16 protein-coding genes are annotated in these 19,365 nt (G+C 74.3%); 10 read left to right on the forward strand and 6 right to left on the reverse strand.

From position 1 onward, the window contains the following. Nucleotides 1–39: 39 nt before the first annotated feature. The gene (locus ABTY61_RS02100; protein ID WP_350502954.1) at nt 40–1,641 is read right to left on the reverse strand and encodes an ABC-F family ATP-binding cassette domain-containing protein; all 1,602 of its coding nucleotides are present in this window, start codon (nt 1,639–1,641) and stop codon (nt 40–42) included. A 221-nt stretch (nt 1,642–1,862) separates the two neighbouring features. After that, nucleotides 1,863–3,197: an NAD(P)/FAD-dependent oxidoreductase gene (locus ABTY61_RS02105; RefSeq protein ID WP_350502955.1), complete on the reverse strand. Its 1,335-nt coding sequence runs from the start codon at nt 3,195–3,197 to the stop codon at nt 1,863–1,865. 560 nt (nt 3,198–3,757) lie between these two features. On the opposite strand from ABTY61_RS02105, the gene ABTY61_RS02115 reads away from it, so the two are divergent. The 5 genes from ABTY61_RS02115 to ABTY61_RS02135 all read left to right on the forward strand — a co-directional run bounded on the left by ABTY61_RS02115 (nt 3,758) and on the right by ABTY61_RS02135 (nt 8,446). Beyond that, the gene (locus tag ABTY61_RS02115) at nt 3,758–5,311 is read left to right on the forward strand and encodes a GlnX family signal transduction membrane protein (RefSeq protein ID WP_350502956.1); all 1,554 of its coding nucleotides are present in this window, start codon (nt 3,758–3,760) and stop codon (nt 5,309–5,311) included. A gap of 256 nt (nt 5,312–5,567) precedes the next feature. Then, nucleotides 5,568–6,164, forward strand: coding sequence for a helix-turn-helix domain-containing protein (locus tag ABTY61_RS02120; protein ID WP_350502957.1), 597 nt, complete (start codon nt 5,568–5,570; stop codon nt 6,162–6,164). 65 nt (nt 6,165–6,229) lie between these two features. Continuing rightward, nucleotides 6,230–7,225, forward strand: a complete 996-nt coding sequence (gene lepB, locus ABTY61_RS02125) for a signal peptidase I (RefSeq protein WP_350502958.1) — start codon at nt 6,230–6,232, stop codon at nt 7,223–7,225. 265 nt (nt 7,226–7,490) lie between these two features. Continuing rightward, complete coding sequence (locus tag ABTY61_RS02130; protein ID WP_350502959.1) at nt 7,491–7,676, forward strand: hypothetical protein; 186 nt, start codon at nt 7,491–7,493, stop codon at nt 7,674–7,676. A gap of 110 nt (nt 7,677–7,786) precedes the next feature. Continuing rightward, complete coding sequence (locus ABTY61_RS02135; protein WP_350502960.1) at nt 7,787–8,446, forward strand: double zinc ribbon domain-containing protein; 660 nt, start codon at nt 7,787–7,789, stop codon at nt 8,444–8,446. Nucleotides 8,447–8,619: 173 nt separating this feature from the next. Here the strand turns inward: ABTY61_RS02135 and ABTY61_RS02140 are convergent, their stop codons facing one another. After that, on the reverse strand, nt 8,620–10,290 hold the full coding sequence (locus ABTY61_RS02140; RefSeq protein WP_350502961.1) for an LCP family protein: 1,671 nt from the start codon (nt 10,288–10,290) through the stop codon (nt 8,620–8,622). Between the two features lie 220 nt (nt 10,291–10,510). On the opposite strand from ABTY61_RS02140, the gene ABTY61_RS02145 reads away from it, so the two are divergent. Together ABTY61_RS02145 and ABTY61_RS02150 are read left to right on the forward strand one after the other, a co-directional pair. Further along, nucleotides 10,511–10,870, forward strand: coding sequence for a hypothetical protein (locus ABTY61_RS02145; protein ID WP_350502962.1), 360 nt, complete (start codon nt 10,511–10,513; stop codon nt 10,868–10,870). A 171-nt stretch (nt 10,871–11,041) separates the two neighbouring features. After that, entirely contained in the window at nt 11,042–12,250 is a 1,209-nt protein-coding gene (locus ABTY61_RS02150; protein WP_350502963.1) for a trans-sulfuration enzyme family protein, read from the forward strand. 167 nt (nt 12,251–12,417) lie between these two features. On the opposite strand, the gene ABTY61_RS02155 is transcribed toward ABTY61_RS02150, so the two are convergent. Next, on the reverse strand, nt 12,418–14,256 hold the full coding sequence (locus ABTY61_RS02155) for a SpoIIE family protein phosphatase (protein WP_350502964.1): 1,839 nt from the start codon (nt 14,254–14,256) through the stop codon (nt 12,418–12,420). Nucleotides 14,257–14,439: 183 nt separating this feature from the next. Between ABTY61_RS02155 and ABTY61_RS02160 the strand changes: the two genes are divergently transcribed. Both ABTY61_RS02160 and ABTY61_RS02165 read left to right on the forward strand, forming a co-directional pair. Continuing rightward, nucleotides 14,440–15,312, forward strand: a complete 873-nt coding sequence (locus tag ABTY61_RS02160; RefSeq protein ID WP_350502965.1) for an SDR family NAD(P)-dependent oxidoreductase — start codon at nt 14,440–14,442, stop codon at nt 15,310–15,312. A gap of 272 nt (nt 15,313–15,584) precedes the next feature. After that, entirely contained in the window at nt 15,585–16,805 is a 1,221-nt protein-coding gene (locus ABTY61_RS02165) for an ROK family transcriptional regulator (protein WP_350502966.1), read from the forward strand. Between the two features lie 113 nt (nt 16,806–16,918). Here the strand turns inward: ABTY61_RS02165 and ABTY61_RS02170 are convergent, their stop codons facing one another. Beyond that, on the reverse strand, nt 16,919–18,091 hold the full coding sequence (locus ABTY61_RS02170; RefSeq protein ID WP_350502967.1) for a S1 family peptidase: 1,173 nt from the start codon (nt 18,089–18,091) through the stop codon (nt 16,919–16,921). A gap of 315 nt (nt 18,092–18,406) precedes the next feature. Here ABTY61_RS02170 and ABTY61_RS02175 point away from each other — a divergent pair, with 315 nt between their 5' ends. After that, nucleotides 18,407–18,961, forward strand: coding sequence for a hypothetical protein (locus tag ABTY61_RS02175; RefSeq protein WP_350502968.1), 555 nt, complete (start codon nt 18,407–18,409; stop codon nt 18,959–18,961). Nucleotide 18,962: 1 nt separating this feature from the next. Here the strand turns inward: ABTY61_RS02175 and ABTY61_RS02180 are convergent, their stop codons facing one another. Beyond that, nucleotides 18,963–19,247, reverse strand: a complete 285-nt coding sequence (locus ABTY61_RS02180) for a hypothetical protein (protein WP_350502969.1) — start codon at nt 19,245–19,247, stop codon at nt 18,963–18,965. Nucleotides 19,248–19,365 lie beyond the last annotated feature (118 nt).

Raw genomic sequence — 19,365 nt, forward strand, 5'->3', positions numbered from 1 at the left:
GGGAGCGGCAGGCGGGCCGCTACGGCCGGGGGTGCCGGCTCAGGCCCGGTCGACCGGGTCCAGGTACGCGTCGTGCCAGTGGTCCTCCTCGCCGTCCGGCAGCAGCAGCACCCGGTCCGGCCGGAGCGCCTCGATGGCGCCCGGGTCGTGGGTGACCATCACGATCGCGCCCGGGTAACTGCCGACCGCGGCCAGCACCTCCGCCCGGGAGGCCGGGTCGAGGTTGTTGGTCGGCTCGTCCAGGAGCAGCACGTTGGCGCCGGAGTGGACCAGGGCGGCCAGCGCCAGCCGGGTCTTCTCGCCGCCGGACAGCACGCCGGCCGGCTTGTCGGCGTCGTCCCCGCGGAACAGGAACGCGCCGAGGACGGTCCGCAGTTCGCCGTCGGTCAGCCCGGGCGCGGCCGCGGCCAGGTTGTCGCGGACGCTGAGCGCCGGGTCCAGGGTGTCGTGCTCCTGGGCGAAGTAGCCGAGCCGCAGGCCGGTGCCGGGGACGACCCGGCCGGAGTCCGGGCGCTCCTGACCGGCCAGCACGCGCAGCAGGGTGGTCTTGCCGGCGCCGTTGCGGCCGAGCACGACCAGTCGGCTGCCGCGGTCCACGGCGAGGTCCAGGCCGCTCAGCACGGTCCGGCCGCCGTAGGCCTTGGCGAGGCTGACCGCGCCGAGCGGCGTCCGGCCGCAGGGTGCGGGCTCGGGCAGCCGGATCCGGGCGGTGCGCTCGGCCTGCCGGACGGGTTCGAGCTCGGCGAGCATCCGGTCGGCGCGGCGGGCCATGCTGCGGGCGGTGGTCGCGGTGGCGACGTTGGACCGCATCCGGTCGGCCTGGGCGTGCAGCGCGGCGGCCTTGCGCTCGGCGTTGGCCCGCTCCCGGGTGCGGCGGCGCTCGTCGGCCGCGCGCTGGGCCAGGTAGGCCCGCCAGCCGGTGTTGTGGATGTCCAGCGCGGCGCGCTGCGGGTCCAGGTGGAAGACCCGGTTGACGGTCTCCGCCAGCAGCCCGAGGTCGTGGCTGATCAGTACCAGTCCGCCCTGGTGGGCGGCGAGGAAGCCGCGCAGCCAGCCGACCGAGTCGGCGTCCAGGTGGTTGGTGGGCTCGTCCAGCAGCAGGGTGCCGTGGTCGGCGAACAGGATGCGGGCCAGCTCGACCCGGCGGCGCTGGCCGCCGGAGAGCGTGCCGACGGGGGAGTCCAGTACCCCGGCGGGCAGCCCGAGCCCGGCCGCGACCCGGGCGGCCTCGGCCTCGGCCGCGTAGCCGCCGCGGGACTGGAACCCGGCGTCGGCACGGGCGTAGGCGTCCATCGCCCGGCGCTCCTCGACGGCGGAGCCGGCCGTAGCCATGGCCTGCTCGGCGGTGCGCAGCGCGCGGACGGCGGTGTCCAGGCCGCGGGCGGACAGGATGCGGTCGGTGACGGTGACGGCCGGGTCGGCGGCCCGGGAGTCCTGGGAGAGGTGGCCGACCGGCCCGGTGCGGGTGACCGTCCCGGCGGCGGGCGGCAGTTGGCCGGCGAGGATGGAGAGCAGGGTGGTCTTGCCGGCGCCGTTGCGGCCGACCAGGCCGATCCGGTCGCCGGGGGCGATGTGCAGGGTGATGTCGGACAGCAGCAGGCGGGCGCCGACGCGCACGTCGACACCACGGGTGGTGATCATGGGATAACGCTCCGAAACAGCTAACGGACACACGGGTGGCGTGGAGGCGGGTCCGTCGGCTAGGAGATTCGGGGCGTGGACATGTCGGCCAGGGTAGCGGCCGGCCGGAACGGACGCACCCGAATTAACGGGTGCGTCCGGGTTGACCAGGTCACGACGGCGTCGGCCGGAGTCGCGACGAGGCCGGCCGGGGGCGCGACGGCGTCGGCCGGTGAGGGCCGTCAGCCGCGCAGCACGGCGGCCACCACCGCCGGGTGGAACAGCCGGGTCGGCGGCGCGACCAGCGAGAGCACCTCGTGGAAGGCGGCGGTGACCTCGGGGTTGTGGGTGGCGCCCCGCAGCACCTTGTCCAGGTAGCGGTGCTGGAGCCTGATCAGCGCACCGGAGGGGCCGCCGGTGGTGGCGGCGAAGCGGACGTCCTCGGCGCTGGACATCATCCAGGCCGTCTTGGACACCGCCGCGATCTCCCGGCGCGCGTCGCGAGCCGTGGCCGGACCGATGCCGCCGTGCCGTGCGGCTGTGCGGCGCAGCACCTGGGCGCAGAACAGCGACACCGTGATGCCCTGCCCGTACACCGGGTTGAAGGTGCTCGCGGCGTCGCCGACCACCACCAGCCCGTCGGGGGCGCTGCGTTCGTAGTGCCGCCGCACGCCCGGGCCGGGGAGGAAGCCGCGCACCTCGCCCGCCGGTTCGGCCTCCCGCAGCATCTCCCGCAGTGCCGGGTCGCGCAGGCGGGACAGGTGCTCGGTGAAGCCCTCGGCGCCGGGCGCGGGTTCGGCGCCGCGCATCCCGGCCAGGCTGACGATCCAGCGGTCGCCCTCGACCGGCAGCAGGACGCCCATCCGCGGCTTGTCCGGGGCCTTGGTCTGGAGGTAGACCGCCTGGTAGCCGAGGTCGACGCCGGGCGGGCGGTGGAACAGCCGGGAGGCGTACGCGACGCCCGCGTCCACCCGCTCCTCGGGCACCGGGCGGCCCAGCGCGCCGAGCCACTTCGGCACGGAGGTCGAGCGGCCGGATGCGTCGACGACCAACTCGGCCGGGATCTCCCGGACTTCACCGCGCTCCCGGCCGCGCTCGCGGACCGTGACCCCGGTCACCCGCTGCGCCGAGCCGAGCAGCCCGACCACGTCGGTGCCCTCCAGGAACTCGATCGACGGCTCGGTGCGGGCCCGGTCCAGCACCACCTTGTCCAGGACCGGGCGGGTGCAGGAGAGGAACGCCAGCCGGGCCGGGTAGTCGGCCATCCAGCCGGCGGAGCTCAGCCACCGGAGGTCGCCCGAGGTGGCGACCCGGTGCGCGCCCGCGTCCGTCAACTCCTGCTTGATGCCGGGCATCAGCTCCTCCAGCGCCCGGTGGCCCGCCTCCAGCACCAGGTGGGCGTGCCGGCCCTGCGGCACCCCGGCCCGGAAGGCCGGCCCGTCCGGGTACCGGTCCCGCTCCACCACGACGATCCGCTCGGCGCGGCCCCGAAGCGCCCAGGCCGCCACCACGCCGGCCAGCCCGCCGCCGATCACCACCGCCGTGCCCCGCGCGGGGGCCGTCTCCGAAGAATTCATGCGACGTAGCGTAGTGGCGGCGGCGCCGGTCCGTAATCGTTCCAGCTGGACGAACGTGCCGGTCCCGCAGGCCCGTTGACATCCGGTCGGGGTGGCCGGGGCGGGCCGGCCCGCGGGCGAGGCCCGGTGGCAAGGGTCGATCGTGCCGGTACTGAAATCGTGCCGGTTGCGTCGGCGTCCTCCGGGGCGCGCCGACCCCGATCGGCACGGTCCACGGGATGAACTTCGAGCTCATCCCGGAGCTCACCGGGGCTCACGTGGGCCTTCGGCCATCCGTTCGCGATCGGTTCGATGGCGCTGGTCTGCACCGGGCTGTACCTGGTGTTCAAGCGCCGCGACCGGCTCTGACGGCCCCGGGCGGGCCGTCCGTGTGCCATCGGAAGGCCTCGTGCTAAGGAAGCGTCAAGAACCCCGTCCGCCGGTGTCAAGGTGGCGTCAGGGAGCGTCTCATCGCAGGTGGCGCGGCGCTAGCGTCGCGCGGCGGAGAGAAACGGTTCTGCGTTCGGTTCCCACCGGGAGCCCCCGGCGGACCGTGCAGCGGGGGAAAGGGACGTGTGGTCATGACCACCTCGACAGCGGGCAGAACGGCCACCTCGGAGGAGGCGACTGCGGGCGGGGGCGACGGTCCCGAACCGACCGGAAGTCCGCAGCCGCCCGGAGCGCGGGTCCCGACCGGCTCGCTGGCCCGCCTCGGCCAGGGGCTGCGGACCGTCGGCAGCCCCTCCTACTGGACCACCCCGCGGCTGGTCCGCGGCCTCACCGCGCTCAGCCTGGCCGCCCTGATCGGCCTCGGCGCCATCACCACCGCGGTGCTCGGCGGCGCCCGCGACGGCACCGACACCATCGGCCACCAGGCGGCGCCCCAGGCCACCCGTGCCGCCGACCTGTACTTCGCGCTCAGCGACATGGACGCCCAGGCCGCCAACCTGCTGCTGGTCGGCGACGACCCGGACTACGCCACGCTGCGCAAGCAGACCCTGGACACCTACGAGCAGCGCCGCAACCAGGCCGACGACGACCTCCAGAAGGCCGCCCAGTCCGCCGCCGACGACCCGGCCGGGCAGCGCGCCGTCCAACTGGTGCTCGGCCGGCTCGGCAGCTACGAGGCCCTGGTGGCCCGCTCCCAGCTGCTGGAGGAGCAGGCCAAGGCCCCGGCCGGCCAGCCCTCGCCCGCCGCCCTGGACGCCTACCGGCAGGCCTCCGACCTGCTGCGCAACCAACTGCTGCCCGCCGCCGACCAGGTCACCGCCGCCAACGAGGCGACCGTCGACCAGGTCTACGGCCGGCAGCGCGACGCCCTGGGCACCGGCTGGTGGTGGCTGTTCGTCGTCGGACTGCTCGCCCTCGCGGTGCTGGTCGGGCTCCAGCGCGTGCTGGCCGTGCGCTACCACCGGGTGTTCAACCCCGCGTTGGCGGGCGTCACCCTGCTGACCGGCCTGGTGCTGGTGACCGGGCTGGCCCTGGTGGGCCGCACCTCGGACCACCTGGTGACGGCCAAGAGCGACGCCTACGACTCGGTGATCGCGCTCAGCCGGGCCCGCGCCGTCGCGTACGACATGAACGCCGACGAGAGCCGCTACCTGATCGACCCGGGCCGCGCGGCCGTGTGGGAGCAGGCCTACCTGGAACAGAGCCAGGCGATCGTCCACTTCGACGGCGCGACCCTGGGGACGTACAACACCCGGCTGCAGGCCGCCGTCGACGGACACCGGCAGAACCGCTCCAGCGTGCCCTTCGGCGGGTACCTGGGCAACGAGATGCACAACATCACCTTCACCGGCGAGCAGGAGGCCGCCGAGCGGGTCCTGGGTGCCTTCCAGGAGTACCAGGTGATCGACCACCGGATGCGCGACCTGCGCGCCGCCGGGCAGCTCAAGGACGCCATCACGCTCAACACCGGGCTCGCCAAGGGGCAGTCCAACTACCAGTTCGGGCAGTTGGGTTCGGCCATGCAGGAGACCATCGACATCAACCAGAAGGCGATGGACTCGGCGCTCGCGGCGACCGACGGTGACCTCGACGGCAGCACCGCGGCGTTGGGCGGTGTCGTCCTGGCGGTGGCGCTGGGCCTGACCGCGCTGGGGGTGCGGCCCCGGCTGCGCGAGTACCGGTAGGGCGGGTCGGGCCCACCCGGTCGGTCGGGCCGGTGGCCCGGTGACTGGAAGAGCGTGATCAGGGAAGCCGTGGGACGGGGCCCGGTGGCGATCGGCGGATCGCCACCGGGCCCCGCCGGTTGCCGGGGTGCGCCGGTTGCCGAGCCCCGCCGGTTGCCGGGGTGCGCCGGCGACAAGGAAGAGTCGGTGACGAGGAAGAGCCGTCACCGGTGTGCCGGATTGACAAGCACCCTTGCCGTCCCGGCGAATAGCAGGCATGGCCGACGAAGACCTCGAGAACGTCCTCACCACGGTGGGCCCCCGGCTGCGGGCGCTGCGGCGGGAGCGCGGCACCACGCTCGCCCAACTGGCCGCGGCGACGGGCATTTCGCTCAGCACGCTGTCCCGGCTGGAGTCCGGGCAGCGCAAGCCGACCCTGGAACTGCTGCTCCCGCTGGCCCGGGAGTACCGGGTGCCGCTGGACGAACTGGTCGGCGCCCCGGCCACCGGCGACCCCCGGATCCACCCGCGCCCGGTCGTCAGGAACGGCCAGACCATCGTCCCGCTCACCCGCCACCTCGGTGGTCTGCACGCGTACAAGCACATCATGCCGCCCGGCCGGAACAGCGGGCCCGAGCTGGAGTTGAAGGTCCACGAGGGCTACGAGTGGCTGTACGTGCTCTCCGGGCGGCTGCGACTGGTGCTCGGCCCGCACGACCTGGAGCTGACGGCCGGTGAGGTTGCCGAGTTCGACACCCGGACGCCGCACGCCTTCGGCAACGCCGGCCCGCAGCCGGTGGAGTTCCTCAGTCTGTTCGGCCCGCAGGGCGAACGGATCCACATCAGGGCGCGCCCGGGAACCTCTGTTCGGTAGGTTCGTTCCCTGACAGGGGGTTTCCGCTTCGGGCTCCCAGCAGGCCGCCGGGAGGGGCCGAATACATGAGTGTGCAGCAGAGCACGGAGTCCGGCGAGAGCGGTGGAACCGAGCAGCGGCCGGGGACCGGCCCGGCCGGGGCGGCAACCGGGTCGGTAGCCGGGTCGGACGGGCCCGCGGTCGGCCCGGTGGAGGGACCGGGTGCCGGGTCGCCCGCCGGAGCCGCCGGCGGGACGCCCGCCGACCCGGAGGAGCCTGCCGGGGCCGGTGCGAAGCCCGCGCGCAAGAAGCGCCCGTTCTGGCAGGAGCTGCCGATCCTCCTGGTGATCGCCCTGCTGCTCTCGCTCGGCATCAAGACCTTCTTCGTACAGGCCTTCTCGATCCCCTCGGGCTCGATGGAGAACACCCTGCAGATCGGTGACCGGGTGCTGGTCGACAAGCTCACCCCCTGGTTCGGCGCCGAGCCCGAGCGCGGTGAGGTGGTGGTGTTCCGCGACCCGGGCGGCTGGCTGGACGACACCGGGCGGACGAGCTCCGGCGGCTTCATGACGACCGTCCAGAAGGCGCTGAGCACCGTCGGCCTGATGCCCTCGGCGGACGAGAAGGACCTGATCAAGAGGGTGATCGCGGTCGGCGGTGACACCGTCGAGTGCAACGCGGGCAGCCCGGTGAAGGTCAACGGCGTCGCGCTGGACGAGCCGTACCTGTTCCCCGGGGCGACGCCCTGCGACAACGACCCGGTCGGCACCGTCACCGTGCCCAAGGGCAAGCTCTGGGTGATGGGCGACCACCGCAACAACTCCCGGGACTCCCGCCCGCACCACAACCTCACCGGAGACGGCTTCGTGCCGGTGGACAACGTGGTCGGCCGGGCCTTCGTGGTGGCGTGGCCGATCTCGAACTGGTCCACCCTGCCCGTCCCGGACACCTTCGACAAGGTGCCCTCCCGGGCCGCGGGCAGCCCGCTGGAGGCGCCCCCGGCGCCGGCGGGGCTCGCCTTCGCGGGGGTCGTGCCGATCGCGTTGTGGCGGCGCCGGCGGGCGCGGCGCACCGCCGGCTGAACCGGAACCGAATCCGGAACCGAATCCGGAACCGGGGTCGGGTGGCTTCGCCGGAACTCCGTCCGCCGTGTTCTACACGGCTGTAGAGTTCCGGCGGCGGGCCGCGGAGCCGGGCGCGGCCGCACCGGTCGGGGCGGGAGGCGCAGCCGTGGTGGAGAGTCCGAGCGGGCCCGAGTCGGCCGCGGAGTCGGTGGGTCGGGCGGAGCCGGTTGACCCGGTGGGTTCGGTGGGGTCGGTTGACCCGGCGGACGAGGAGGTCCGGTGGGTGTGCCAGCCGGTCGAGGTCGACCTCGGCGACGGCGCCTGGGCGCTCGGTCGGATCAGCGGCTGGTGGCAGGACCCGGCCGGGCGGGACTGGTGCCGGCTGCGGGTCGTCCGCGGCGCGGGCCCCGCCGGGTGGCGGCCGTTCGACCCCGAGCGGGTACGGCTGTTTCCGGACTCGGGGTTGTGACTCCGGGTTGTGAAGAGAGTGTCAGGAGTTCTTGGCGGAACCGTTCGAGGGCCCTCGTCGTCCCTGGCAGCGAACGCCGACTAGGCCACTTTTCAGCAACCGGGGACGACGTGAGTTCCGAGATCTACTTCAGCAACAACTACCGCGACCTGTGCGAGCAGTACGGGACCGGCGCGGGCTTCCAGTTCGAGTTCTCCTGCTACCGCTGCTCCGACACCTGGCGCTCCCCGTTCGAGCGGTTCACCACCGGCCAGGTGGCGGGCTGGATAGGCAAGGGCGTCAGCGCCGCCTGGAACCTGATCGGCGGCAACGCCAACACCATCAGCAACGCCGCGGACGGCCTGGCCGGCCAGACCTGGGGCACCGCGCGGGACTCCGCGTTCCAGCGTGCGATCGACAACGCCCAGACGCACTTCAACCGTTGCGCCCGCTGCACCCGCTACGTCTGCGGCCGCTGCTTCAGCCCGGAGCAGGGCCTGTGCTTCGACTGCGCCCCGGACACCGCGGCCGAGGCGGCGGCGGCGCAGCGGCGCGGCCTCAACGACATGGTGTCGGACCGGGCTTACCAGGTCGGCCAGCAGGCCGGCGCGGAGTTCGACGTCCGGACGCCGCGCCAACTGGTCTGTCCGCAGTGCCGGACGGAGACCCACGGCACGCCGTTCTGCCCCGGTTGCGGGTTCAAGCTGGCGCAGCCCGTCCAGTGCGGGGAGTGCCACAAGGACGTGCCGGAGGGGGCCGCGTTCTGCCCGTCCTGCGGGGCGAGGCGCTGAGCGGCCGGTAGCCGGCAGCCGATGTGACAGGGCGCCCGCGGACCTCGAAGGTCCGCGGGCGCCCTGTCGGTTGGTGTCGGGTTCCGTCGGTGTCGTGCCCGTTCGTGCCGGGGCTGTACGTGCCGTGTCCGTACGTGCCGGGGGCGCCGGTTCGGGGCGGGCCCCGGGGCGGCTCAGCCGTACGACACGTTGGCGCACGGGTCGTCGTCCGCCGAGCGGGCGGTGCCGCTGACGCTGGTCGGCAGCGGGGCCGGGACGCCCGGTGCGCCGGGTGCCGAGGTGGCGGCGGGGGCCGGGTTGGCGGCGGCGAAGTCGTGGCCGAGCACCACGCTCAGGCCCTTGCCGCCGGGCTCGACGGTCGCCCCGGGGAAGAGCTTGGCGACCGCCTCGGCGTTGGTGCGCTCGCCGGTGCCGTACTCGACCACGGTGGTGCTGCGGGGCTTTCCGCCCGCGTTGCCGACGGTGGTGACGGTGTAGCCGGCGCCCTTGACGGCCTCGGCGCCCTTGTTGCCGATGCCGCTCTCGCCGGTGCCGTTGAGGACGGCGACCTTGATGTCCGCGTTCTTGGCGGCCGCCGTGGGGGAGGGCGTGGCCTCGGCCGCGGGCGGGGTGCTGGGTGCGGCGGAGCCGGTGGCGGCCGGGCTCTGGGCGCTGGCGTCCTGGCCGTCGATGGTGCGGTCGGCCTTGAGCGCGGCCCAGAGCTGGTCCACGTCGGGATGGACCAGGGCGACCCGGGGGCCCTCGTAACGCCACGGCGCGGTCAGGAACTTGACGTCGTGGAGGTCGACGTCCTTGATCGACATGGCGAAGGACATCAGCTTGGCGGCCGAGCCGAGGTCGGGGTCGACGGTCAGCGACTTGGTCGCCGCGTCGGCGAGCGGCAGCAGGGTCGTCGGGTCCATGCCGCGCGACTTGACCTCCTTGATGAGGGAGGAGAGGAAGGCCTGCTGGCGCTTGGTGCGGCCGATGTCGGAGCCGTCGCCGATGCCGTGCCGGACCCGGACGAAGTCCAGCGCGGACTGGCCCTCGACCTTCTGCTTGCCCTTGGCGAAGATCAGCTTGCCCTTGTGGCCGAGGTTGGGGTTGAGGTCCCCCTCGTAGACGTTGTTCGGCAGGCAGACCTCGACGCCGCCGACGGCCTGGGTCATCGAGGCGAAGCCGCCGAAGTCCACCACGATGGTGTGGTCGACCCGCAGGTTGGTGAGCTTCTCGACGGCGTTCTGGGTGCAGGCCGGGTTGCCCTGGTCGGTGTTGCCCACCGAGAAGGCGCTGTTGAACATCACATTGGTCTGTTCCTTGGTCCACTTGCCGTTGGGGAGCTTGCACGGCGGGATGTTGACCAGGGAGTCGCGGGGGATCGAGATGCCGACGGCGTGCTTGTGGTCGGCGTAGACGTGCAGCAGGATCGCGGTGTCCGAGCGGGCGCCGTCGTCCCCGCCGCCGCCCAGGTCGCTGTTGCCGTTGCCGCGACTGTCCGAGCCGATCAGCAGCACGTTGACCGGGGTGCGGCCCTGGGCGTCCGGGGCGGCGGCCTCCGGGCGGTCCTTGCTGAGGGCGTCGCGGTCGAAGGTGGTGATGTTGCTGTTCAGGCGGTAGTAGACGGCGCCGCCGGCGAGGACCAGCAGTGCGGTGCAGCCGGCTGTGATCCAGAGCACCTTCTGCTTGGTGCTGCGCTTGGGCTTCGGCTTGGCCCGGCCGGCGGGGCGGGCGCCGGATATCTCCTTGGCCGAACCGTCCTTGCTCGAACCGTCGTTGTCCGTACCGGCTTTGCGGTTCGCCGCTCTGCGTCCGCCCGCCCGGCGCGGCGAATTCTCGGTCCCGGTGGAACCCCTGCGACCCGACACGGCGTCATCCTCCACAGTAGCCACGGAACCCCCGTCGGAGCGGTGGCTTGCGTGGTACTGGGTCGGAGTCGATCCGGGCCGTCCCGTCGCTAAACTTTTACACCGCTGTAGAAACTTCAGTGGAGCATACTAAGCGTAGATGAGAAAAATACTGGTCAGGCCATCAGAGAAGGTCGGCCGGGTCCCGTCTCCGCCGCTCCGTACCCGCACGAGGAGCACGATGACTCACCGGATCGCACGTTCGATAGCCGGCGCCCTGGTGGCACTGCTGGCCGCCGTCGGCCTCAGCGCCGCGGCGTCGAGCGCGACGGCGGTGGCCGCACCCCGGACCGCCGCGAGCAGCACGGCCGTTGCCGGCGCAGCGGCCGCCGTTCCCGTTCCCGTCGCCGTCGCCGTTGCGCAGGGCGCACCGGAGCAGCAGGACGCCCACATCGCGGCCAAGACGGAGAAGAAGAAGTCCGGCTTCTTCGCCAAGCTCGGCAAGTTCCTGCTGGTCGTGGTCATTCTGATCATCCTGTTCATCATCCTGGTGATCTGGGGCATCGTTCACCTGGTGCGCAAGCTCTTCCGTCGCCGCTGAGGCGCTGAGGCGCTGAGTTGTTGAGCCGCTGAGCCGCTGAGCCCGTCGAGCTGTTGAGCGGCCGGCCGGTTGGCTGTGGCCCGTACCGGGTGCCGAAACGGCGTCCGGCACGGGCCACTCGGGCGTGATTGGCCCTGTCCCGTCCGGCCGCGGCGCCCCAGGATGGGCGGCATGAGCGACTTCCCCCGGAACGCCGGCACCGACGCGCTGCACCCCGAGAGCCGGATCGTCCACCCGCCGCTGGCCGGACTCGGCGGCGGCCGGCCGATGGGCGTCCCACTGCACCAGAGCCACCTGTACGCCTTCGAGACCAGCGAGGCGCTCAGCGCCTCCTTCGCCGGCCCCGACGGCGCGTTCGTCTACAACCGGTACGGCAACCCCACCGTCCGCTCGCTGGAGGACGCCGTCGCCGGCCTGGAGGGCGGCACCGGCGCCCTCGCCACCGCCTCCGGCATGGGGGCGATCAGCACCGTGCTGCTCGCCCTGCTGCGCTCCGGCGACCACCTGATCGCCCAGCGGAGCCTGTACGGCGGGACGTTCGCACTGCTGGCCGACCTCGCCGAGCGGTGGGGCGTCGAGGTCACCCACGTCTCCGGCGCCGACCCGGACGAGGTTGCCGCGGCGCTGCGGCCCACCACCCGGCTGCTGCACCTGGAGACCGTCTCCAACCCGACCACCCGGGTCACCGACCTGCCCGGGCTGATCGCGGTCGCCAAGCGGGCCGGGGTGCTCAGCGTGGTCGACAACACCTTCGCCACCCCGCTGCTGTGCCGCCCGATCGAGCACGGCGCGGACGTGGTCGTGCACTCGGCCACCAAGTACCTGGGCGGGCACTCGGACGTGCTCGCCGGGATCGCCGTCTTCGCCGACGCCGGACTGCACCGGAAGGTGTGGCACTACGGGACCGAACTCGGCGCCAGCGCCGACCCCTTCGCCGCCTGGCTCACCCTGCGCGGCCTGCAGACCCTGGCGCTGCGGGTCCGCCGCCACTGCGACACCGCGCTGGACCTGGCCACCCGGCTGTCCGCCCACCCGGCCGTCGCCGCCGTCCACTACCCGGGCCTGCCCGACCACCCCGACCACGAGCTCGCCCGCCGCCTCCTGCCCGACGGCCACGGCGGCGTCCTCGCCTTCGACCTGGCGGGCGGCCGGGAGGCGGCCCGGGCCTTCACCGAGTCCGTCCGGCTGGCCGCGTTGGCGCCCTCGCTGGGCGGGGTCCACACCCTGGTGGTCCACCCGGCCAGTACCTCGCACCGGCAGCTGTCGGACGAGGAGTTGGCGGCGGTGGGGATCGGTGCGGGGACGGTGCGGGTGTCGGTCGGCATCGAGCACCCGGAGGACCTGTGGGCGGACGTGGAGCAGGCCCTGGCGAAGGCATGACGGTCGGCCGCCGGGGGTGGTGGCGAGCACGTCCGGTCGGTCGTGTGGTGCGAGCAGGGCTCCGGCTCCGTCCCCGTCGCTGGTTCAGGCCGGGGCGGGGGCCCGTCGCCGTCCGGGCCGCAGATGCACGGCGCGCCGTTGAACGGTCATCCGTCGCCGGAGGGCCGTCAGCGGGCCTTGGGGCGGGCGGCGAGGAGGGCGATGTCGTCCTCCGCGGCAGGGGCCGGGGGTGGGGCGAGGGAGTGCAGGACGGCGTCGAGCAGCTCTTCGAGGTCGCCGGTAGCGGGGAGCCGGAGGGCGGCGAGGCGCGCCAGTGAGGTGTCGATGTCCTCGTTGCGGCGCTCGACCAGGCCGTCGGTGTAGAGGAGCAGGGTCTGCCGTGGGTCGAGCGGGCGGGTGGTCTGCTCGTAGCCGCCGAGGCCGGTGCCGAGCGGCGGGCCGGTGGGCACGTGCAGCAGCTCGGTGGGGCGGTCCGGGGTGATCAGGGCGGGTGGCAGGTGGCCGGCGCTGGAGAGCGTCCAGCGGGCGCGGCCCGGGTCGGCGAGGGCCAGCAGGCAGGTCGCCGGGCGGGCCGTGTCGTCGGCCGAGATGACGTGGTCGAGCTGGCGCAGGATGCGGTGCGGGGGCAGGTCCATGCCGGCGATGTCGCGCAGCGCCGAGCGGTAGTGGCTCATGTCGACGGCGGCCTCGACGCCGTGCCCCATGACGTCGCCCATCGCCAGCAGGGTGCGGCCGAAGGGCAGCCGGACCGTCTCGTACCAGTCGCCGCCGACCACCGAGCTGCTGCCGGAGGGCAGGTAGCGGGAGGCGAGGGCGAGGTTCTGGTGCGGGTTGCCGGGCTCGCTCAGCAGGGCCCGCTGGAGTTCCAGGGCGATGCCCTGGGAGCGGGTGTAGCTGCGGGCGTTGTCGATGCCGGTGGCGGCGCGGGCGGCGAGGTCGCCGAGCAGGGCGGCTTCGTCGGGGGTGAAGGCCGGGGTGGCGGCGGTGCGGCCGAGAGTGAGCAGTCCGACCAGGCGGCCCCGGGCGGTGAGCGGCAGGACGAGCAGCGAGGCGGCGCCGGCCGGGCAGGCGTCGTCGGGGCCGGGGTCGGCGAGCACGGGGATGCCGGCGGCCAGGCTGCGGGCGGCGGCCGAGCCCTCGCGGTGGCGCACCGACTCGCCGGGGCGGGCCAGTTCGGCGCAGGCGGCGTCGAGTTCGGGCACGACCCGGACCGCGGCGCGGTGCAGCCGCCGCCCGCCGGGCCCGCCGGGCCGGCCGGGGCGGGCGGGTTCGGCCTCGGGCGGGAGCACGTCGACGACGGCGAAGTCGGCGAGGGCGGGCACGGTGAAGGCGGCGAGTTCGGCGCAGGTGGTGCCGATGTCGAGGGTGGTGCCGATCCGTTCGGCGGCGGCGTTCAGCAGGGCGAGCCGGGCGCGGGCCTGTTCGAGTTCGCGCAGCTGTGCGCGGGCCGGGTCGGGGTCGTCCAGGACGACGACGATCACGCCGGTGGTCCGCCCGGCGTGGCGCAGCGGCCGGTAGCGCACCCGGAGGCCGGGCGGGACGGGGGAGCCGACGCCGTCGGGGCCGCCGGTGGCGTGTTCGCGGTCGTGCCCGTCGGCGAGGACGCGGCGTAGCGCGGGGACGGCGTCGGCGAAGGCGGTGGCCTCGGCGGCGCGGCCGAGCAGGTCGGCGCGGCGCAGTCCGGTGACGGTGGTGAAGGCGGGGTTGAGGTACTGCCAGCGCAGCCGGTCGTCGAGGAGGGCGATGCCGACGGGAGCGGTGGCGAGCACCTCGCGCAGCAGGTCCGGGTCGTTGTCGGGGTTTTCGGTACCGGGATTCTCGCTGCCGGGGTTCTCGGCTCCGGGGTCCTCGGCTCCGGGGTTCTCGCTTCCGGTCCCCTTGGTTCCGGGGCGGTCACTGCCGGTGATGGAGCCGAGGCGTGCGGCGATGGCCGCCGCGGTCGCCGCCAGGGAGCGGGAGTCCGGGGGCGGGGTGCCCTCGGTTCGGTTGCCGTGCCGGAAGTGCATAGGCCCATGATCACGCGCCGGCGCGCGGCGCGCCCACAACTGGGTGAAACCTTGACTGCCCGGAGACACCGTTGTAGCAGAGCGTCGCTGTTTGCGTGCGCGCACACGTACTTGTAGAGTGCGTGCACACGCACACAGTCATTCGGCTTCCGGGAGTGCCCGGGAGCCGGGAGGAGGGCCCGCATGGCAGACACCCCGATGAACGGCACCCGGATCGTCCTGATCACCGGCACCTCCTCCGGGATCGGCCTCGCCGCCGCCGTGGCCGCCGCCCGGGCCGGCTTCCGGGTGGTCGCCACCATGCGCGACACCGGCCGGGCCGGGCAGCTGCTCCGCGCGGCGGAGACGGCCGGCGTCGCCGAACGGATCGAGATCGAGCGGCTGGACGTCACCGACCCGGCCTCCGTCACGGACTGCCTGGACGTCGTCCTCGACCGGCACGGGCGGCTGGACGCGGTGGTCAACAACGCGGGTGCCGGCTTCGTCGGCACGATCGAGCAGGACGGGATGGCGCCGGTGCGCGCCGCCATGGAGGTCAACTACTTCGGCGTGGTCGAGGTGACCCGGGCCGCGCTGCCGCACCTGCGGGCCGCCGGCGGCCGGGTGGTCACCGTGACCAGCGTCGGCGGGGTGGTCGGGCAGCCCTTCAACGAGGCCTACTGCGCGGCCAAGTTCGCCGTCGAGGGCTTCATGGAGTCGCTCGCGCCGGTCGCCGCCGCCGTCGGGGTGGCCGTCACCGTGGTCGAACCGGGTGCGGTGGCGAGCGAGTTCATCGGCAACCAGGGCATCGACGTGCCCGCGCTGGTGGCCGCCGCCGGCCCGTACGGCGACGCCCTCCAGGCTTACGTCGACCGGACGTTGAAGGCCTTCGGCAGTGCCCAGACCCCCGAGGAGGCGGCCGCGCCGATCGTCGAGGTGCTGACCGCCGAGCGGCCGCCGCTGCGGGTGCAGACCTCCGAGGCGGCCCGGGCCTTCGCCGGGGTCAAGCTGGCCGACCTGGACGGTTCGGCGGTGCGGACGATGACGGGCGGTTGGGTCGCGAGCGAGGGCGCCTGACGCGGGGGCAGGCGCGGGGGCAGGCACGAGGGCGGGCGTGAGGGGGGCGTGAGGACGTAGGTGGGGGCGGGCACGGGGCGGGTCCGCACCGCGGTCCGCGGGTGATCACCGGTCATACTTGGGCGGCGGCGCCGGGGGCCGTCGGCGGCGTCGACCGCGGGCGGCCCGGTCCGTCCGCAGCCCCGCCCGTCAGTAGCCCAGCCCAGCCCAGCCCAGCCCAGCCCAGCCCGTCCGCAGCCCAGACCGTCCGCAGCTCAGACCCGGAGGAACCGATGAGCCCCCACCAGCCGACCAGTCGCCCGGCGGCAGGGGCCCCAGGGGTGCCGTGGAACCGGCAGCGGCTGCGCAGCAACAACGAGTGGCTGCTGCTGGAGCTGCTGCGCACCGGCGGCGGCACCTCGCGCGCCCAACTGGCCCGGGACACCGGCCTGTCCAAGCCCACCGTCTCCGCCGCGCTGGCCGACCTGGAGCAGGCCGGGCTGGTCCGCGAGGCCGGGCGGGTGGCCCCGGAGCGGGGCCGCACCGCGGTGCTCTACGAGGTCGACCCGACGGCCGGTCACGTGCTCGGCGTCGACGTCGGACGGGCCCGGCTGCGGGTCGCCGTCGCGGACCTCGCCGGCACCGTGGTCGCCCGCCGGGACGTGGCCAACCGGGGCCGGACCGCGGACGCCGTCGCTGACGCGGTGGTCGCCGCCGCGCGCGAGGCGACCGAGGAGGCGGGCCTGGCCGCCGCGGACCTGGTGCACGCGGTGATCGGCACGCCCGGGGTGTGGGACGAGGAACGGCGCGGCCTCCGGTACGCCACCAGCCTGCCCGACTGGGGCCGGCCGGGCCTGTTCGACCGAATCGGCGAGGGCCTGGACACGGCCGTCACGGTGGCCAACGACGCCAACCTCGCCGCGCTCGGCGAGTACACCCTGGGGGCCGGGCGCGGCAGCCGGATGTTCGCCTACCTGCTGGTCGGCACCGGGCTCGGGGTGGGGGTGGTGAAGGACGGCGAGCTGCTGCTCGGTGCGCACGGAGCGCTCGGTGAGATCGGCCTGGTGCCGCTGCCCGCCCGCCCGGGCGAGCCGGCCGTGACGACGCTGGAGCAGGAGGCGGCGGCGGACGCGGTGGTGCGGACCGCCGGGGACTTCGGGCTGGAGAGGAGGGGCCGGAGTCGGCTGACCGCCAAGCAGGTCTTCGAGCGGGCCCGGGCCGGGGAGGACGCGGCGCTGCGGGCGGTGGAGTGGGAGGCGGACCGGCTCGCCTACGCCGTGGCGGTGCTCTCCGCCGTCCTGGACCCGGACCTGCTGGTGCTCGGCGGGGGCATCGGCAGCAGCGCGGACCTGCTCCTGGAGCCGCTGGAGCAGGCCCTGCGCCGCTACGCCCCGATGCGGCCGACGCTCGCCCCGAGCCTGCTGGGGGAGGAGGCGGTGCTCCTCGGTGCGATCGCCACGGCGCTGGAGACGGCCCGCCCCGAGGTGTTCGAGCGCCGGACGGCGGGGCTGTGACCGCGGGTCGGTGGGGCTGTGACCGCGGGTCGGTGGGGCTGTGAGGCCGGACGGCGGCGCTGTCCGGCCGGGGCCGGTGGGTTCCGCGGAGCCCACCGGCCCGGGGGCGTCGGTCAGCCGGTGGCCAGGGTCAGGCCGTAGGCGCTGAGGATCGGGTTGACCGGCTGGAAGTAGGTCTCGCCGCCGGAGGTGCAGTCGCCGGAGCCGCCCGAGGTCACGCCCTGGGCCTGGTTGCCGGAGATGAACGAGCCGCCGGAGTCGCCCGGTTCGGCGCACACGTCGGTGCGCGTGAGGCCGTAGACGCTGCCCTCCTGGTAGTTGACGGTGGCGTTCAGCTCCTGGACGGTGCCGCAGTGCCAGCCGGTGGTGGAGCCGGAGCGGCACACCGAGCCGCCGACCGACTGCTCGGACGAGCCGCTGACCGTCACCGCGCCGCCCGCGTAGTCGTTCACCTGCGGTTGGGCGGTCCAGTCGGATCCGGCCGCCACCCAGGAGTAGTCGTTGCCCGGGAAGGTCGAGCCCTGGAAGGTGCCGATCGAACTCCCGTCGGAGGCCGCCGCGTTGGAGCCGGGCTGGCCGCAGTGGCCGGCGCTGACGAAGCCGGGCTGGCCGTTCTGGGTGACCGGGAAGCCGATCGAACAGCGGGCGGAGTTGTCGATGTAGTACGCGTCCCCGCCGCGCAGGTCGGCGAGCGGCCGGGGCGTGGCGGTGGCCCGCTCGACCCGGACCAGGGAGCGGTCCACCCCGGAGTGGTCCAGGAAGGCCGCGGTGCGGGCGTCGTCGGCGGACCGCACCACGACGGTGTTGGCGCGGACGTCCACGTACCAGAGCGGGGTGGCGTCCGGGGCGGCGGCCCGGGAGGCGTGGTCGAGCGCGTCCTTGGCCTGGTCCAGGGACTTCAGTGCGTGCCGGACGACGGTGGCCCGGCCGCCGTGGGCGGTGATGGTCCGGGCGGCGGAGGCGTCGGTGGTGGCGACCACCAGGTCGGCCCGCGGTCCGTCGATCCAGGCACCGGCCCAGCGGTCGCCGAGCGCCTGGGTGAGGGCGCTCTGGACGGCTGCGGCCCGGCTCTCCCGGGCGATCCGGTCGGCGGCGGCCTGCGGGGCGAGCCCGAGGTCGCGCTGCATCGCGTGCAGCAGGGCGGTCGGTACGGCGGCCGTGCGGGCGGGGGCGGCCAGGGCGGCGGCTATCGACGGGTCGTCAGCAGGGGCGCTGACGGCGGGTGCTGCGGTGAGCGCGACGGTCGCCAGGGCTGCGGCGACGGCGAGCGCACGGAATCGGAGCATGGGGTCTCCTCGTTCGGCGTGGGGGTTGCCCGAACCGTAGCGATCCGCTTGCGCTGGCCGGAACATGCCATAAGCACCCGCGCTCCGGGGCTATACCCCCGCGGAGCCGTGCGGCCGTCGAGCCCTGGTGGTTCAGGGCGTCGGTCGTCGTATCGGTCGTCGCGTCGGTCGTCGCGTCGGTCGTCGTATCGGTCGTCGCGTTGGGTAGTCGAAAGATCTCGATCTGCCAACGAGTGGGGAAATCGTGGTCGCGGGGTGTGCGGGCCCTGCTTGAATCGCACGCCTCACCCATACGGAACGGAGCGTTCTCCCCTCATGGCTTCACCGATACCCGGCACGGATTCGCCGGTACCCGGGCGCCGCCGGGCGGCCGGCCTGGCCGGATTCGCCGGACTCGTCCTCACCGTCGGTCTGACGCTGACCGGTTGCGATCCGTCGGCGGCCGACGCCAAGCCGACGTCCTCCCCGACGTCCTCCCCGACCGTCGCTGCCGTGCCGAGTGCGGCCACGCCGAGCGCGGCCGGTCCGACGGTCCCGGCGCCGCCGGCGGTCACCCCCGTGGCGCCGCCCACCGCGTCCGCCCCGCCACCGTCCGCCCCGCCACCGTCCGCCCCGCCCACCGTGCACCCGCAGACTCCGGCCGCCAAGCCGCAGCCCAAGGTGACCACCGCCCAGCCGCCGACCGACCCGCAGTCGCAGCACACCCAGGCGGCGGGCGGCTCCCAGTGCGAGATCCGCTCCAACGCGGGCAACTGCTATGCGGCCGGGCAGTTCTGCCGGAACGACGACCTGGGCCGGAGTACCCACGACGAGGGTGGCCGGGTGATCTACTGCCGGATGGTCAGCGGAAAGCCGCACTGGCAGGCGTGATTCACCCGCCCAGGGCGTCCCGGAACAGGTGCTCGTAGGCCTGGAGCAGCAGACCGTACTCCCGGGCGGTGGCCAGGGTGTGGTCGTCCAGCGGGTCCGGCCCGAGGGCGTCGGCGGCCTGCTGCTCCAGTTCGGGCGCCGGCTGGGCGGAGAAGTCGCAGAAGGCGCACGCCTCGTCGGAGAAGCCGTGGTGGCGTCGCAGCGCCTGGGCGATGGTGGCGCAGTAGCCGCCCCAGAGCGCGTTGGCAGGTGTCCAGCTCTGGACGCGGGCGAAACGCGCCCGCATCCAGAGCTGGACGTCATCCTGGGCTTGTCCAGGTGGGGACCGGCCTCGCCCCTGCCCGTCGGGCTATATGCATCGCGGTGCACGTCTGTCAGACTTCGGCCCGGGCCATGCCGGACGT

This window comes from Kitasatospora sp. NPDC096128 (assembly GCF_040303105.1).
In the GTDB taxonomy this organism is placed as follows: Bacteria; Actinomycetota; Actinomycetes; order Streptomycetales; family Streptomycetaceae; genus Kitasatospora.

What these genes read in the sequence shown, in the direction of transcription:
- ABTY61_RS02180 (WP_350502969.1), bottom strand. Translation starts at nt 19,247, where the DNA reads ATGCGGGCGCGTTTCGCCCGCGTCCAGAGCTGGACACCTGCCAACGCG.
- ABTY61_RS02100 (WP_350502954.1), bottom strand. Translation starts at nt 1,641, where the DNA reads ATGATCACCACCCGTGGTGTCGACGTGCGCGTCGGCGCCCGCCTGCTG.
- ABTY61_RS02165 (WP_350502966.1), top strand. Translation starts at nt 15,585, where the DNA reads ATGAGCCCCCACCAGCCGACCAGTCGCCCGGCGGCAGGGGCCCCAGGG.
- ABTY61_RS02175 (WP_350502968.1), top strand. Translation starts at nt 18,407, where the DNA reads ATGGCTTCACCGATACCCGGCACGGATTCGCCGGTACCCGGGCGCCGC.
- ABTY61_RS02145 (WP_350502962.1), top strand. Translation starts at nt 10,511, where the DNA reads ATGACTCACCGGATCGCACGTTCGATAGCCGGCGCCCTGGTGGCACTG.
- ABTY61_RS02155 (WP_350502964.1), bottom strand. Translation starts at nt 14,256, where the DNA reads ATGCACTTCCGGCACGGCAACCGAACCGAGGGCACCCCGCCCCCGGAC.
- ABTY61_RS02160 (WP_350502965.1), top strand. Translation starts at nt 14,440, where the DNA reads ATGGCAGACACCCCGATGAACGGCACCCGGATCGTCCTGATCACCGGC.
- ABTY61_RS02150 (WP_350502963.1), top strand. Translation starts at nt 11,042, where the DNA reads ATGAGCGACTTCCCCCGGAACGCCGGCACCGACGCGCTGCACCCCGAG.
- ABTY61_RS02105 (WP_350502955.1), bottom strand. Translation starts at nt 3,197, where the DNA reads ATGAATTCTTCGGAGACGGCCCCCGCGCGGGGCACGGCGGTGGTGATC.
- ABTY61_RS02115 (WP_350502956.1), top strand. Translation starts at nt 3,758, where the DNA reads ATGACCACCTCGACAGCGGGCAGAACGGCCACCTCGGAGGAGGCGACT.
- ABTY61_RS02170 (WP_350502967.1), bottom strand. Translation starts at nt 18,091, where the DNA reads ATGCTCCGATTCCGTGCGCTCGCCGTCGCCGCAGCCCTGGCGACCGTC.
- ABTY61_RS02120 (WP_350502957.1), top strand. Translation starts at nt 5,568, where the DNA reads ATGGCCGACGAAGACCTCGAGAACGTCCTCACCACGGTGGGCCCCCGG.
- lepB (WP_350502958.1), top strand. Translation starts at nt 6,230, where the DNA reads ATGAGTGTGCAGCAGAGCACGGAGTCCGGCGAGAGCGGTGGAACCGAG.